The organism is Zunongwangia sp. (assembly GCF_048269745.1).
In the GTDB taxonomy this organism is placed as follows: Bacteria; Bacteroidota; Bacteroidia; order Flavobacteriales; family Flavobacteriaceae; genus Zunongwangia.
Map to the genome: position 1 here is coordinate 561,404 of NZ_JBLXIB010000001.1, position 14,905 is coordinate 576,308.

15 protein-coding genes are annotated in these 14,905 nt (G+C 36.0%); 1 reads left to right on the forward strand and 14 read right to left on the reverse strand.

Translation table 11 applies throughout. The features are described from left to right. Window position 1: 1 nt before the first annotated feature. From kwaB to ACN0WI_RS02550, 14 genes are all read right to left on the reverse strand, one after another. Window positions 2-943: an anti-phage protein KwaB gene (kwaB, locus tag ACN0WI_RS02485; RefSeq protein ID WP_417885028.1), complete on the reverse strand. Its 942-nt coding sequence runs from the start codon at window positions 941-943 to the stop codon at window positions 2-4. A gap of 1 nt (window position 944) precedes the next feature. Next, window positions 945-1,505: an anti-phage protein KwaA gene (gene kwaA, locus ACN0WI_RS02490; RefSeq protein WP_417885029.1), complete on the reverse strand. Its 561-nt coding sequence runs from the start codon at window positions 1,503-1,505 to the stop codon at window positions 945-947. Between the two features lie 2 nt (window positions 1,506-1,507). Beyond that, a complete protein-coding gene (locus ACN0WI_RS02495; protein ID WP_417885030.1) occupies window positions 1,508-2,800 on the reverse strand; it encodes a restriction endonuclease subunit S in 1,293 nt (430 codons plus the stop codon). Then, entirely contained in the window at window positions 2,797-5,151 is a 2,355-nt protein-coding gene (locus tag ACN0WI_RS02500; protein ID WP_417885031.1) for a type I restriction-modification system subunit M, read from the reverse strand. The genes ACN0WI_RS02495 and ACN0WI_RS02500 overlap by 4 nt, the downstream gene beginning before the upstream one ends. Continuing rightward, window positions 5,152-6,003, reverse strand: a complete 852-nt coding sequence (locus ACN0WI_RS02505) for a nucleotidyl transferase AbiEii/AbiGii toxin family protein (RefSeq protein WP_417885032.1) — start codon at window positions 6,001-6,003, stop codon at window positions 5,152-5,154. Next, window positions 5,984-6,985: a type IV toxin-antitoxin system AbiEi family antitoxin gene (locus ACN0WI_RS02510; RefSeq protein WP_417885033.1), complete on the reverse strand. Its 1,002-nt coding sequence runs from the start codon at window positions 6,983-6,985 to the stop codon at window positions 5,984-5,986. The genes ACN0WI_RS02505 and ACN0WI_RS02510 overlap by 20 nt, the downstream gene beginning before the upstream one ends. A gap of 145 nt (window positions 6,986-7,130) precedes the next feature. Then, window positions 7,131-7,496: a hypothetical protein gene (locus tag ACN0WI_RS02515; protein WP_417885034.1), complete on the reverse strand. Its 366-nt coding sequence runs from the start codon at window positions 7,494-7,496 to the stop codon at window positions 7,131-7,133. Window positions 7,497-7,503: 7 nt separating this feature from the next. Further along, the gene (locus ACN0WI_RS02520) at window positions 7,504-8,337 is read right to left on the reverse strand and encodes a DUF4138 domain-containing protein (protein WP_417885035.1); all 834 of its coding nucleotides are present in this window, start codon (window positions 8,335-8,337) and stop codon (window positions 7,504-7,506) included. A 28-nt stretch (window positions 8,338-8,365) separates the two neighbouring features. Continuing rightward, window positions 8,366-9,295: a conjugative transposon protein TraM gene (gene traM, locus ACN0WI_RS02525; RefSeq protein ID WP_417885036.1), complete on the reverse strand. Its 930-nt coding sequence runs from the start codon at window positions 9,293-9,295 to the stop codon at window positions 8,366-8,368. A gap of 43 nt (window positions 9,296-9,338) precedes the next feature. Beyond that, window positions 9,339-9,956: a conjugal transfer protein TraK gene (locus ACN0WI_RS02530; protein ID WP_417885101.1), complete on the reverse strand. Its 618-nt coding sequence runs from the start codon at window positions 9,954-9,956 to the stop codon at window positions 9,339-9,341. Window positions 9,957-9,966: 10 nt separating this feature from the next. Next, complete coding sequence (locus tag ACN0WI_RS02535) at window positions 9,967-10,809, reverse strand: hypothetical protein (RefSeq protein WP_417885103.1); 843 nt, start codon at window positions 10,807-10,809, stop codon at window positions 9,967-9,969. Window positions 10,810-10,811: 2 nt separating this feature from the next. Further along, on the reverse strand, window positions 10,812-11,387 hold the full coding sequence (locus tag ACN0WI_RS02540) for a conjugal transfer protein (protein WP_417885037.1): 576 nt from the start codon (window positions 11,385-11,387) through the stop codon (window positions 10,812-10,814). Between the two features lie 4 nt (window positions 11,388-11,391). Beyond that, on the reverse strand, window positions 11,392-13,794 hold the full coding sequence (locus ACN0WI_RS02545) for a TraG family conjugative transposon ATPase (RefSeq protein ID WP_417885039.1): 2,403 nt from the start codon (window positions 13,792-13,794) through the stop codon (window positions 11,392-11,394). 307 nt (window positions 13,795-14,101) lie between these two features. Beyond that, entirely contained in the window at window positions 14,102-14,389 is a 288-nt protein-coding gene (locus tag ACN0WI_RS02550) for a hypothetical protein (protein ID WP_223090183.1), read from the reverse strand. Window positions 14,390-14,626: 237 nt separating this feature from the next. Here ACN0WI_RS02550 and ACN0WI_RS02555 point away from each other — a divergent pair, with 237 nt between their 5' ends. Continuing rightward, window positions 14,627-14,800, forward strand: coding sequence for an N-acetylmuramoyl-L-alanine amidase family protein (locus ACN0WI_RS02555; protein WP_417885041.1), 174 nt, complete (start codon window positions 14,627-14,629; stop codon window positions 14,798-14,800). The last annotated feature ends 105 nt before the right edge of the window (window positions 14,801-14,905 follow it).

Here is a 14,905-nt window from a genome sequence, read left to right on the forward strand (position 1 = left end):
TTTAAAGTTGATCTTTAGCAGGTGTTACATAATTGAATTTGGTTAGTTGTGAATGAAGAAAGTCATCGTTCATTAACTTTAGGAAAAAGTTTTGAGATTTTTTTGTATCCAATAAAATCTGTGTACTGTCGGTAGAATACTTAAATTCAGTTCCTAATTTATCGTGATTTTTTACAAATTGAATTATTGACTCTTTAGGTAAATTAAATACAGGTGAACTAGTGGATATTTTGGATAATTTCCTAGCAAAAGGTAAATCGTCTATACGTTCGCTTAAAACTTCAATGTTTTCCAATATTTCAAGATTTTCAATGCTTGTTAAAGATGATGTGGCTTCTTTAACAATTATATCGTTGAACTCATAGTGGCGTTCTAGAATAGAAATATTATTGATGTAAACGGATTCACCTATTTTTATGACATCTACTTTAGTATCGATACGTAAAAATTCTTTTTTGATTTTATCAAATTGTGTTTGGTGATCTTTGATTAAATATATTTTACCTTGTCTAAATAGATTAATAGGCATTTGCTTCCTGTAAAGTAGGATATTGTTTGCGTGGTCACCCAAGTAAATGTAATAGCCTTCTAGGTTTTTTAATGAATCATTTTGAAAATTAAAGTAATCTGGTTGATTTGCTTGATCTGCAATATTGTCAAAATAATCAAAAATACTAGGTTTATCTTCTAAGTCATATTCATACAAAACACTTTTTCTGTCATCCGCAGCAGATAAGTTCAATAAAGCTATATCTTCATTATCAACAATTTTTTTTAACTGATTTTTATAAGCATTAATTAAATCTTGTTTGACATCTTCAATAATATTTGCCCTTTTTAATTGGTTTTCACCTTCTACGCTTAAAAGAAAATAGACATTTAAGCCTATACCTTCCATTTCATTTATCGATTTAAATTTTTCTTTTATTTGTCCAATATCCATATTATACTTTTTTAGTGAAATAAACTTTTTCCGATATTTTTAAATACTTTACTTTATCACCAATCTGAATTTTATCTTTAGTTATAAAAATGCTATTGTCTAGGGATTCATTATTCGTATCAGCTTTGTATATATGAAACCCCAATAGGGCAAAGGAGGGATTGGAATAAAATAAATTGGTTTTCATAAAAATAGCACCCAAAATTATCAAAAGAACAATAAGCAATACCAGACCTCTTATAGTAGTGAAATCAAATGCTATTAATGAAATAATGGTCATTAGTAAGGCAAAGTATTCATAGTTTATATTTTCAATTTTTTCAATTTTAACAGGTAGATCTAGATCCCCTTTTAATCCATTTAAAAATTGATAATAAAAAATCATCCCCATAACTATGAGTAAAAATGAGCCAAATGCAATAATGTTGTTAATAGTTAAAAGATTTTTAAAACCAATGAATTTACATTGATCTTCTATACATATTGGGAAATCTATAGTAACAACTATCAGCAACAAAAAGAATATCCAAAAAGACATTATAAAAAGTTTCAGCTCCCTCATATTCAACTCACTTTTATTTTTCCCAATACACAACTATCAATTAAGCTTGCCTTATATTCTTTTAATTTTACAATAGCTTGTTCTTGTTGGGTAATGGCTTGATCTATTTTTTGTGATTGCACGTCAATGTAATTGACAATTTCTTCTTGTTCTTCTTTAGGTGGGATTGGTAAATGAATATCTTTTAATTTAGATGCATAGGTGTGGATTATAATTTCCCCTTTAGCAGTTTTTGACTTTTCTGCTTTCACCAATTCGGAATTCATTACGTAGCTCAAATATTTTGAATTATTTGAAACCGGGGTAAATATAATTACGTCGCCACCAGCTACCGTTATTTCATCCGATTGAAAAGTCACACATTTTCCAATATCTTCTTTAGTTTCACCTGAACCAGTAAAAAGCAATTCATTTTTTTTAAGAAGTCTTGCTTTTTTTGCCGTTTTTATACCAATAGTACGCACCGCAGATTTTACTTCAAAATTGTACTTAGTATATATATCACCATATAGAATTGCTTTAACACCTTGTTCAGTTAAATCAGACTTAGAAAAACCGCCTCCTTTAGAGAAATAACCGAACGTTCCTAATCGCTTCACTTCCCAATTTTCAGGAATGTCTCCAATCCAATCTACCCCTGAATCTTTCTGTGGCACATTTTCATTTAAACCACGTGTTACTGCATTTTGAATTAAAGCTTGTTTACGCTCTTTAAGCAACGCAATCATTTTTTCTTTTTGCGCTACGACGGTTTCCAGTTTTCCGCAGGTTTCATCTAAAAAATTGGCGATAGCTTGTTGTTCTTGTTTTGGGGGAAAGGGTAAAACTAATTTACTAAAATCATTAAATCTAAAGTCTGTACTTCTTTCGCGTATACCTTTAGCCAATGACTCGATAAAACCTGTTTTTGCCATATTACGAAGTAAACGTGAATAAAATTCGGACATTACCTCTGTGACCCTAGGTGTTAATACTGAGTAAACAGGAGTCGATTTTCCATCAGAGTCAGATATACCAATAGAACCTGCAAAGGCGTCCATTTGATGAATAACTAAATCTCCCTTTCTTACTCCTTGATACCCGTGCTCTTTAATAGAATTTGTAAAACCGTCTATTCTACGATTAGATCGAAGTGTAACTTCACCATCGCGAAAACAAGTTACGACTTCATCTTTTTCTCTAACTGGTCTTTCATTTTTAATAAACAACCATTTTCCTTTTTCGACTTCCCAATGCTCCGGAATTTCGCCTAACCAATCTACACCGCTGTCTTTATATGCCGGGTATGTTTTCATAGGTTCACGCTGTTTAAGATATCCATAATCAAACCTTCACTTTCGGTTTCCAGTTCACGTATGTCTTTATCAATTTCATCCAGCGGGCGTAAGGGCTTGTGCTGATAGAAATACTTGTTGAAACTAATTTCATACCCAATTTTGGTCTTATCCAAATCTATCCAAGCTTCCTCCACGTGAGTTGAAACTTCTCTTAAAAAATAATCATAAATGGTTTCGTTTAAGGGAACATTTTCATAATCCCGTAAATCACTTTCACTTTCGTAAATTGTATAGGTATCTTTGTTTCCACCCGGGAAATAGCCGAAATGGTGTAGTTGTGTGGGCGTGCAATCTAAATGGGCGCAAAGGTTTTCCAGTTTTTCACCTTTTAAGATTTTGGTGGTTTTGATAACTTTTTCGGCTTCAGGATCGTAAACACTCACCGCATCCAAAATGGCTTTTTTCTGCGCGTTGCTTAATTTGATATCCAACTTTTTGAGTGCTTTGTTGACCTGTTTTGAAAAGTGGTTAAAGTCCATAAACACTTTGTCTCCAATAGCTTCATATAATTTGGTGGCAGTATCTACCAAGAATTTAGCATCTTCCCACGTTTTCTTTGCGGTAAGCTGTGTTTTCTTTTTTGAACTCAAACTGATATCATTAGCCTCACACCAGTTTAAGATTTCTGTTTTAATACTGGGCAATTCTGTATAAACCTTTTTACCAAAGGTTTTAAAAGCATACTCCATTGGTTCTTGCAATTGGCTGTGGTAGCGTAAACTTTCAATAGCTTCTAATGTAAATTGAGACCGCAAGCGCTTGGGACGTTCAATAGTCACTTTGTAATACCCAAAATCTGTATTGTTAAAAATTTTGCTTGCCAATTGGTCGTCTTCCTCTCGTTCTCTTGCTTCTGAATTCAGAAAAGTCTGCGTGATTTCCGCAATATGTTCCGAGGTAAATTCACAATTTTTTTGTCCCAGGTTTTTTCTTAGTTTTTGGTAAAGCGGCTGCGCATCGATGAGTTGTACTTTGCCTTGACGTTCTTTGGTTTTATTATTGCTAAGCAACCATATATAAGTGGTAATACCCGTATTGTAAAATAGGTTATTGGGTAGTTGCACAATGGCTTCCAGTAAATCATTTTCAATTAAATAACGTCTAATGTTGCTTTCCCCACTGCCTGCATCACCAGTAAAAAGACTACTGCCGTTGTGAACACTGGCAATTCGGCTTCCTAATGGACTTTGTTTTAGATTTTTCATTTTGGACACCATTTCCATCAAGAACAATAATTGCCCATCGCTGCTTCTCGGGATGGCTTTTTCGGTGTCTGTTTCTTGCCAATAATTGGAAAGTTGAATGGTAAAACGTGGGTCGATAATATCCTTTCCGTCTTTGATGTATTTCTGCTCACTGGCCCAACTTTTTCCGTAAGGCGGATTTGACAGCATAAAGTCGAAATTCTTTCCGGAAAATTCATCGGTAGAAAGCGTAGATCCTAATCTGATATTTTGAGGGTCATTTCCCTTAATCATCATATCACTTTTACAAATAGCATAGGTCTCGTCATTGATTTCCTTTCCAAATAAATAGACATCTCCTTTAGCTTGAATGGCACCAGCTTCATCTTTGATGAAATTCTGACTTTCCGTGAGCATTCCGCCACTGCCACAGGCGGGGTCGTAAATAGTCATTACGGGTGGGAGTTGATGCTTAACAGGTTCGAATACCAAATGCGTCATTAATTCAATTACCTCACGAGGTGTAAAGTGCTCTCCGGCTTCTTCGTTATTTTCTTCGTTGAATTTTCGTATGAGTTCCTCAAATACATAACCCATCCCCAAATTGGATAATGCGGGAAGTTTATAACCATCGGGATCTTCTTTCTCAAATGGAGTTAAGTTAATTCGTGGTGAGGTGAATTTTTCCAGCACATCGAGTAATACATCCTTGGTGGCCATATGTTTAATTTGGCGAACCAAATTAAATTTTGAAATGATTTCCTTAACATTATCGCTAAATCCTAGAATATAATCTTCAAAATTAGCCAAGAGAATGCTCTGATTATTGGAAGCAGTATCTTTTAGTAATTGAAGTGTCCATTTGCTGGTATTGTAAAATTCATAACCAGCTGCCGTTTTCAGTCCTTCAGATTCCAGCTCTGTAAAGCCTGCTTCTACCGTTTGGAACCGGACTTCGTCCATTACTTCTTTCTTCGATGGTTCGAGTAGAGCATCCAGTCGGCGCAAAACAACCATTGGTAGGATAACATCACGATATTTTCCGCGTACATATACATCGCGTAAACAATCGTCCGCAATAGACCAGATAAAAGCTATAAGTTTAGAATGCGAATTTTGAGTCATTTATTTTTCGTTTAATCCATTAACTATATTTTCAATGCATTGTAGCACTTCGTCATAGTTTAGGGATTTATGGGTTTCTATAATTTGATTAATCAGTTTACTTTCTTCCTTTTTATCGATTTCTTCGTTTAAGATTTTAAAAATAGAGTCAACTGTTTCTGTGTGTTTTTCTAATAATTCCTTACTATCCTTTCCTAAAAGAACTGCTCCTCCGGTAGTATTCTTGAATGGTTCTTGGCCATATACAGCATCATAATAATGGGTCGCAGCTCTTTCTTCGTGAATTGATAAGTAGTTTTCTAAAATAAAACCTATATCATCCGCATCTTTATTGTTGCGCTGGTGGCGATCCTTCCAAGCGATTATTTTCAAAATGAAAATACCGCTGAGAGTCGCAATTTTGATTTCGGTTTCATTGTCTATACGAACTGGTAGTGCAGCTTCATCAGCAGCTGTAAAACCTAAAACGGACATTGCTATTTCTTCGTTAGGAGGCCAAAATATTTTGTGCTCTTTTTTCATTATTTCTCCAAAAGGCACAATATCTAATTGAAATTTGCCTTTATAGATAAAGCGTTGTTTTTGATCTTTATCCTTGGTGAAATTTTCAAGCTTTACAAGCTCCTGTTCAACACTTAACCATTGTTCCCAATCGTTCACCGTAATTGCAATATCAAGATCGTAGGTTAAGCGACCGGACTGCGCATCGTGTAGTTCCATAATGATATCCCGTGCGGTGGCGCCGATTACAAAAAAAGAAATACCAGCTTCTTTGAAGTATTCTGTAAGTTCCAACAGAATAGGTTTTAATAGCGGATGCGTAAATTTCTCGCTAGATATACTGTAGTTCATTCTCTAGTATTTTTTTTGCGGTTTCGATATTTCTTCCATAGCCACTGTTTATTAAATCTGCATATACTAAAAGTGGGGGTGCGGCTTGGTTATTAGTGCTGTTATCTTTCCAAAATTTTTGTAAGATCTCAACAGTACCGGTTTCACTTGGGATTAAACGTAGTGTTTTTGCGACTTGAGAAAGTTCTAAATCTGTAAATAGGGTAAATTGCTCAGGTCTTAAGTTATCTGTATAAAGCGCTCCTCCTGGTTCACCTCCCCAAAGGATAGAACCATTTTCTGAATGTAAATCTATAGCGCGCCAGTTTTTTAGTTGTTCCTGATCTATAAAACGCATTCGTTTTCTGAGAATTCGAGGTCTAAGCGTTGCATTAAAATCGACCACCCACCGCTCTAATAATTCTCTTTTATTTTTAAGAACTCGTTTATTACTTGTTTTTAATAAGTAATTTAAGGCTTCAAGTTCAGCCATTACATTACTTACCGATCCTACGGATACATCAGCTCGCTCCGAAATTATTCTGTAAGAATCTTGAAGATTTTCTGGTTTATTTAATAAATGAAAAATAATTTTTAACCCTGTTTCTTGAAAAGCTCGTGATTGATTTGTCTTATCTTTCTTTGTATTCTTTTGACCTTCTACGAAGATCGTTAAATCTATATGCTTTATAAATGCATTGCCGGCAACATCGATATAGTTAATACCACGTCCCTTAAGTTCTTGGGTTGCCTTTTTTGAAATATATTCAGCTATTAAAATAATAGGTTTGTTACTATTATTTTTCAGTTCTTCTAATTGAGATAAGATAAATCCTTGGTTAGATGTCCTAACAGCAGATTTGCTCTCTACTATAAATTGTGTGTTATTTATAGTCAAAAGCGCATCATAATCAGCTCTATTGCTATCTACCTGAATAGAAACTTGAGTTAGTTCTTCCAGTTTAGAAGCAGCCTCATAGATGAAGTCGTTATTGTGATACATAGTTCTTTATGTTCATTATTTAATTTTGTTCAGTGACAATGAACATTCAAATATAGTGAACAAATTTAATAAATCACACTAATTCCTAAAAGAATTTGATGAAGTAAGGAGAACTAAATGGACGGCTAAGCTATTCGTGTTTAATTTAAAACGGGCCTTTATCCCTTGGCCCATTATGCGTAACCTTCCATACGCCATCTTCCTTGACTAATTTAAAAATACCGGGTTTAGGGTCGTAGGATGTTGAATATTTAACCCAAGTTACCTCACCTTCTCTTTGTTCATCCACGACCTTAAAGTTGGATTCTGAATTTTTATCTTCAGTAAACATTTCTTGTATACTGGAAAGATTTGAATATCCAGATTCTGTTGTATATTCTTTTAATGTTGCCTTATCACCGTGATAAAAACTTTCAGCGACGAGTTTGGCGGTTTCTGAAGGAGATAAATTTTGTTTTCCGGCACAAGAGAGAAATAATACTACTAACGAAAAAACTACTATTTTTTTCATAATGATGCTAATTTGGGTTATTGATAAATCTATGCGAAATCTTTAGTTTTAAGTTTCGTTCCCCGTTCTTCTCATTGAGCTCTAAAACTGCCCTTCGGTCATTGCTTATAGAAAACTTGGGTATTACATAAACCAGTTTTACAGTTTCGTTTTCTTTGACTTTTGCCGGCAAATTATAGTTGAAAACCGGTTCTTGATAAAGCCGTTGTAAAGACTTCTTCTTGCCTTTTTTTCTTGTCTCAATCGATAATTTTAGGAAGTTAAGGTCATAATCTAACGAGGATTTGTTTTCAATCTGAATCACGAAATAGAGTTCTTCTTTATCAAAAACGATATTCTTCACACGCAAAACGATCCCTTCGTTTCTTTTTTTAAGTCGGCCAATGCGTTGTTTCCGGTCAATTAGATAAGAACAAAATTTATTGTAATAATAGGTTTTGTTATCTATTGTGTCTTCACGCTTAGCAAGAGGCGTTGAATCAAGAGCAATAGGCCTTTCATTACCGATGCTTTTAGATGTAGGTATAAAATAATTCAGTCGATTCAGCTTTTTCTTATAGGTTACGATATACGAAAAAACAGTCCCGTTTTTGCCTACTACCAAAAGATTGCTTTCTTTCCCGGGTTTTGCTTGGAGCAAGCCGAAATATTGTCCTTTCTCACGATTATAGGTAAAGACAAAGTTTTCAGATCCTGTTATCCCTTGCCGGATCGGCTCTGGGAAGAACAATGCTACATTTTTTTGATCGTTCGCATAAATGGTATCCAAGCGAAAAGATGGTTGTGCTGTGGTGAGAACAGGAACAAACAGCAATAATGAGATAAAAATTAAATGTTTCATAAGAATAGATTTGAATGTTGTTTTGAGTCTACAGTTTAGGTCTAAGGATGAGCCTGTAATTGTTGAGCACGGTCACCTTTACGTTTCGGTTATTGCGCTGGAATATTTTTTTGAAGCCACTGACCTGTGGTACTCCGGTAATATTGATGTCATCTACCATATCTCCGATGACCTCGGTTGAAAGTTGAGCCCGGAAGTTGTTTTCTACATAAACCCCTTCGCTTCCGTCTTGAAGATCAAAGGCTTTTAATTTGGTTGGATGATGCTGAATATTTTCGATTTCGATCAATACCCGGTTGGGCTGAAAACTGATAAAACCGTAAATAGGTGTATTTTTTGGAATCTGTTTACTATTAATGATTGCCGATTTGATCAGGCGCATCCGTAAGCGTGAATTGGCTTTCACTACCTGATCACCATCCACCACGGCATAAATCAGGTCATCGGTAGTGCCGGAAACTGAACTATCACTTTCTTTCGGATCTGAGGCAAAGAATAATTGATGTTCCAGTCCCATTTCTTTAGCAGCAATTTTTTGTTCCGCTTTTGTTTCGGTAGAATCAATTATCCTTTCCACTTTGGCATCAGCTTCGCTATGGCCAATAGGCTCATAAACTCTTTGGGAATATTTAATCCTACCTGAGGCGTAGATACTATCCACGAGACGTTCTTTTTCAAGTTCTTGTAGACCTTCATCATAAAAGCCAAGGGAATCGATCAGTTTTTCGTCATAGATGCTGGGCGCATTGGTTTCACGTACTTCTTTTAGATCGTTGATGGCATCCAGTTTAGAATCATATTCCTTTTGGTTTTCTTCCAGTGCGGGAACCGATGTTTCTTTTAAATTAGTATCCTCATTTTCATCATCGCCCATTACCATCATAGAATAGGAGATCAGGAAAAGTACCATTACGGCGAGTACTGATGCAAAGACTATTTTATTTTTTTCAAGCTTCATATTTATTGTCTTTTAAATACACACCCGACTGCCATCGGGCAGGTTATTGGTTTTCATTACTTAATTTTTTAAGGGATTTTTCGAAATAATTCGTGATGAGCAATCCGTGTGGATTATTGGGAAAGTTTCGTTCGACGGTCATCAGGTTTCCGGTCGAAATTAATTGATAGGTGTCGATGATCGATCCCCGGTTAATCTCAAAAACAGTAACCGTTCTGAAGGTATAAGTTCCATTTTGTTCTTCGATTTGGGAATCGATGCTCCGTACTTTTTGAACCAGAGAATATTGCAACAGTCGATTATAAACACCATCTGCCTTTTTTTGGCGATATAAATTATCGACTGAGCTATTGCCCAGCCACAGTGCTTTTTCTAGGTTCTTTTCATAGTTGCTTGCATCAATATTGTAGAAATAATTATGAAACAACTGTAAATGCGCCAAAGCTTCCACTTGAAAGTTTTCTTTCTGACTAACGAGCTTTAAAGGGATGATACTGCCATCGGTGTTGATGGCAAAAGCGTTATTCAAGGCTTTTTTATTGATATTAAATACCATCCAAATGGCAAAACAGCTGGAGAGTAAGCAGCTGATCACAACGGCCAAAACAATGAACCGGTTTGTTTTAAGGACGGCGTAAATATTCTTGTAAGGTGTTTTCATCATAGTTGTTTTAGGCGGTAAATAATCGTAAAGTGAAAGAGGTGGCGCGTCGGTACAGTTTGAACTTCAGAAAAACAATAAAACCTATGGTTCCAAGCTGTACCACCGGGGCAAAAAATCCGCTTCCAGTATCGGTACCGAAAAGATTTGTCCAAAAGTTGGTATTGATCTCTGTATAAAGTGCATTAACAAAAACATTGACCAAAAAGAAGGCTGGTACCAACATATACACGGCAGCATACAGTTTAAAAAAGGTATAGGCCAGGGAACGGAACTTTTCAAATACGGCCAGGCTAATCACCAGCGGAAAAAACGCTTGCATTATACCGAGAAGGAAAAAACGTTCCGCTAAGAACAATGGATAGATAAATAAATCAAGAATCCACAAAATGACCCCTCCGATAAAGGCAAGTATCTTAAATCCATATAGTGGAGTAACCAAAGCTTCATAAAGCAATGTCATTGCATTTTTAGCAGTATCTATAAGGTTAACTTCTTCTTCGATAGGAATATCCTGCATCTGCAAGGGAAGCAAAGCAGGAGCGGTGTCCCGATATTGACTTTCAATGGAAACCAGAATACTGTCAAAAAAGCCCAATACCTGTGTGGAGAATATAACGAGGATAACCACCGCAAAATTTTTGGCAAGTTCACCCGGACTTAGTCCCCAGGTATATCCGTCTTTATTAGCCACTCCCTCATTATATTTTTTTAGAATATTAATTAGGAAGAAAAGCACCGCAAGGGTTTTCATTCCGCCAATGGTATACTGGGAAAAATCACTGTCTTGAATGGTCTGAAAAACAGTGTCCACGTATTCAAGACCAACACTTAAAATAATTACTGCATTCATCATCAATATTCTGTTTCCCTGTTATTGATTTTATCCTGCATTTTTCGAAAGGAAATAATGTCACGGTAGCGTTTAGTTTTTACCCTAATACCGGAGACCATTTCCTTCGATTCCATTTCTTTCTGCTTTAATATGGTGGCACGTTCGGCATCGCTCATTTTTAGGTAATTGCTGGATAAGATTTGATCAATAAAATCCATTGTTTCCAAAGAATTTTGAACAATGTTTTCAAACGAGGTTGTGATACGGGAAATTTCTTCCGGCTTGATATACGGGGAGTTTAAGATATCCTGCAAATCATTTTGCATTACGCTAATGAGCCGTTGATTGTTTTGCCCAATCTCTTGTACAGCCCTAAGTTGCCGTACTACACTGGAAACCTTCTCAATCCTGTCTTTTGCATCTTTCAGGAATTTCACGGACTTGATAAGTTGAGCAGTCTGCTTTCCGGATTCTACTAATTGTTTTACCAGACTTACAAAATTGGTGTTGTCATAAACGGGCATTCCCTGGGCAGTAGCACGGCCGTGCACTATAAAAGTCAGGGCTATTGCAACAATTAAAATTTTTGTCTTCATAATATTATGTTTTAGCGATGAATTCCTTGATAGCTTTTTCCATATCCTGGGTCTTTTTATAAAGGGACATTATGGCCTCATTTTCTTGTCCATCGGTGAGATAAGCGGCATATACTTCTTTGGGAACTTCCAACCTGAAAATGTTGCTTTCCTTTCCAATTTTGATGAACATTTCGGTATACTTTCTTGTGCCGGAAAGGTTGTTCTTAATGGATTTTAATTGATTGAGATCGTGGCTAGAGAGGTTGAGACGTTCTGCCAGTTCGTCGTAGCCTTTCTCGTTGTTCAGGCTATAAATGACCTGGGTGTTCTCCAATATGCTTGCAGAGGTGGAATTGTTGGGAAGTTGATTAATGGATTGCAAAATGATGCCGATTGCACCATTTTGTTTTCGGATAGCTTGGTAGTAAAATTCCACACTTTCCAGTACGTTTTCAAACTTCAGTTGCTTGGCGAACTCATCAAAAAGGATGATGCCTTTTTCAGCTCGATTTTTCCAAATCGTTCGCTGTATTGCGGATTTAATCAGCTTGAGCATTACCGAGAGGATTTCTTTATTGTCCTTGACTTCGTCCAGTTCAAAAACAATAAGGCGTTTATCCTCGATTTTGTAAGTCTGGTCTTCGCTGACTTCAAAAAGAAAACTATATATACCATCGCCGACGTATTCAGACATTACGTGCAGAAAATTAGTAATGTTGAAGTAGTCGGGATGGATTTTAAGTTGCTTTAAAAGATCTTTTTGATTACTCTCAATAAAATTGTAAAAACCATTCAGCGAGTGATTTTCAGAAACACTATGGTAATAATGACGCAGAATCTTTTTTACGGCAACCGATTGGGCCTTGGATACTTTTAAATCTGAAGCAAAGAGTTCAAATAGAAATACTGATAAATCTTCAAGGCGTTCCGGTGTCAGGTCATTCGTATCGCTGATATAAAATGGATTGATGCCCAAGTTTTTTCCACTTTCATAGCGGAGTACAGTGTATTGCTCAGGATAAAGCTTGGCAAATTTGGTATAGGAACCACCCAAATCAATAATGACCAGGCGAACTCCGCTTTCAAAATACTGGCGCAGAATGTTATTGGCCAAAAAGGATTTCCCTTCACCGGTTGGTGCAAATATGGCAAAGTTACGTGCCTTGATGCGCTTTTTGCGTTCGTCCCAGACATCTTTGAGCACCGGAGTGTTATGTTCTCGGTCATTGAATATAATTCCGGTAGGATCTGATTTGTAATTGCTATTATTGATCAACAGGCAAAGTGCGTGTTTTAAATCTGTTACATACAAATCGTTATTGGAGAAATTAGAAGAAAAACTGTAGTAGCTGTTCAGAATATAATTCTTCCGCTCTTCGCCCCTTGGGTAATAAGGAATAATATCCAGTTCCTTAAATTCCGTTTTTATTTTGGAAGCAATTCTATCAAGGCTACGGGCATCCCTACCCCAGAAAATGATGTTTAGGTGTCCACGAATAATCCGGGCATTATCATCGGCATTGATCTGATCCAGGATGTGCTGGATTTTACCAAGCACCACTTTGTTTTGCGAGCCGAAATTGGAACTTTTATTAAGCTCTTCCACTTTTTTATCAAGTAGCTTGCGCCATTTATGTTTGTCATCCAAATACAAGATTTGGTTAACGATATGGTTCTCGTTTAGCGTAAGCCCTAAACCATCAATAAACCCTTGATGAAATACAAAATCGTCAGAAGTGAATTTATCATTGGTTTTGCTAGTCTGTACACTTTCGCCAAAGCACAGTTCACTGTTGATGGCAAGGGCATCAAAATAATTTTCGCCGATGTTGAGGTTTTTCTTGTCCAGTATGATATCGGTATCAAAACCTTCATTAAAGCCATTGAAGTACTGTTGGGTTATCGCTTGAATTTCCTTTGAGTCAAGCGGAAGAAATTTCATTTTTCGACTGTTATTGATAAAGGAAACGGAATCACTTACAGCACTTATAAAATGCTGAACATTGTCATCCAATTCCTGTATTATAGTTTTTGAGACCTTGCGGAAAGGATTGACATATTTAGGATTGTTCAGCGCTTTATTTTTGGTTAGCGTAAAGAAGAGATAACAGTTATGATCAATATATTCGCGGCCTTTAAAATGATTGCTAGTGGCTTTTTCCAAAAATGTTCTATTGGAAAGCTGTTCAGCTGTATAGCGCTTTTTAAGATAGACATCCTGCTTGTGAACCACTGTACCGACAGGTAAAGATTTCAATGCTTGAAACCAGGCACCGTGCATATCTTCAAAGTCCTTTTCCGATAAGGAATAAATTTCAGGTAGTTTTCCTTTATAGCATAGCACAACATTGCCATTATTGGCAAATAGAATATTATCACGGATATCCGCAATGGGCTGGTAAGTAGAAAGATTAATCGTGTTCATAATCGAGACCGGAATTTCGTTTGTTACTGATGCTTTTGGGAAAGGTTTTCGCCAGCTGAAAAACTTGAGAATTGTTGGTGATTCGTGTCAGGACGATATATAAGACTGCATTAAGAAACAATACGCCAATGATTACTCCAAAACTGAACGAGAAAATAATAATGAGCAAAGAAGCTATGATGGATATCATCATCACAGCAAAGAGGGAGAGGGGCAGTCCAAAAATGACTGCCCTTTTTCTAATATTCTTATAGATCTCGAACTTCTTCATAACAGAATTATTAATTGCCAAATGTCGCTTGGCGACTTAGACTACGATTCCAATGAGGTACGTGAAAATGCCCACTACGGCACCGGCAATGAGGACAAAGACCAACACACGGGTAATCCCTTTTTTAAGGTCCGCATTCTCCCCAAAGAAATGACCGGCATTAAAAAGAAAGCCGATTAAGAAAATGACTCCCAGGATGATGGGGAAAATGGTTCTAATGGTATTGGATACATCATCAACGGAATCTTCAATACCACCAATTTGGGCGAAAAGAGAAGTAGATAGCAGCGAAAGAAAGCTTGTCAGGTAAATTGATTTTTTCATAACGGAACGGTTTAAATTTTTGATTCGTTTTCGTTATGAGAAAAGTAATAATTTACTTGTTTAAATATCTGTAAATCAGTTATTTGTTGATAAAATATTATTTATAATCAATTGATTTTCAATAGTGTTATTTGATATCAAATTCTATGGAATTTGAAAGGGAGGTTGTTAATAACTCGAAAAGTTGAAATGAAAAAGATACTCAAAAACGTCAGTTTTGCGATTTTGCTTCTGAATATGTGGATCATTTTTAGGCAGGAAATTGACGCTCAAAAACGAATCTTGATCGATGTTGGGCACGGCGGAAAAGATTCCGGTGCCATCGGTATAAATGGAATTAAGGAAAAAGATGTGGTATTGGATATTGCAAAGGAAATAGTAAGTCTTAACGAAAAGTCAGAAACTTATTAGGTCTTGACTCTAGTAATAAAGTAATATTTAATTAAAAAATTGATAGCTATTAGAGAATTGGGTATTGAGGTGAAAAAATGTATTCGTAAAATAGTAAGTGAAATA

What these genes read in the sequence shown, in the direction of transcription:
- kwaB (WP_417885028.1), bottom strand. Translation starts at nt 943, where the DNA reads ATGGATATTGGACAAATAAAAGAAAAATTTAAATCGATAAATGAAATG.
- kwaA (WP_417885029.1), bottom strand. Translation starts at nt 1,505, where the DNA reads ATGAGGGAGCTGAAACTTTTTATAATGTCTTTTTGGATATTCTTTTTG.
- ACN0WI_RS02495 (WP_417885030.1), bottom strand. Translation starts at nt 2,800, where the DNA reads ATGAAAACATACCCGGCATATAAAGACAGCGGTGTAGATTGGTTAGGC.
- ACN0WI_RS02500 (WP_417885031.1), bottom strand. Translation starts at nt 5,151, where the DNA reads ATGACTCAAAATTCGCATTCTAAACTTATAGCTTTTATCTGGTCTATT.
- ACN0WI_RS02505 (WP_417885032.1), bottom strand. Translation starts at nt 6,003, where the DNA reads ATGAACTACAGTATATCTAGCGAGAAATTTACGCATCCGCTATTAAAA.
- ACN0WI_RS02510 (WP_417885033.1), bottom strand. Translation starts at nt 6,985, where the DNA reads ATGTATCACAATAACGACTTCATCTATGAGGCTGCTTCTAAACTGGAA.
- ACN0WI_RS02515 (WP_417885034.1), bottom strand. Translation starts at nt 7,496, where the DNA reads ATGAAAAAAATAGTAGTTTTTTCGTTAGTAGTATTATTTCTCTCTTGT.
- ACN0WI_RS02520 (WP_417885035.1), bottom strand. Translation starts at nt 8,337, where the DNA reads ATGAAACATTTAATTTTTATCTCATTATTGCTGTTTGTTCCTGTTCTC.
- traM (WP_417885036.1), bottom strand. Translation starts at nt 9,295, where the DNA reads ATGAAGCTTGAAAAAAATAAAATAGTCTTTGCATCAGTACTCGCCGTA.
- ACN0WI_RS02530 (WP_417885101.1), bottom strand. Translation starts at nt 9,956, where the DNA reads ATGAAAACACCTTACAAGAATATTTACGCCGTCCTTAAAACAAACCGG.
- ACN0WI_RS02535 (WP_417885103.1), bottom strand. Translation starts at nt 10,809, where the DNA reads ATGAATGCAGTAATTATTTTAAGTGTTGGTCTTGAATACGTGGACACT.
- ACN0WI_RS02540 (WP_417885037.1), bottom strand. Translation starts at nt 11,387, where the DNA reads ATGAAGACAAAAATTTTAATTGTTGCAATAGCCCTGACTTTTATAGTG.
- ACN0WI_RS02545 (WP_417885039.1), bottom strand. Translation starts at nt 13,794, where the DNA reads ATGAACACGATTAATCTTTCTACTTACCAGCCCATTGCGGATATCCGT.
- ACN0WI_RS02550 (WP_223090183.1), bottom strand. Translation starts at nt 14,389, where the DNA reads ATGAAAAAATCAATTTACCTGACAAGCTTTCTTTCGCTGCTATCTACT.
- ACN0WI_RS02555 (WP_417885041.1), top strand. Translation starts at nt 14,627, where the DNA reads ATGTGGATCATTTTTAGGCAGGAAATTGACGCTCAAAAACGAATCTTG.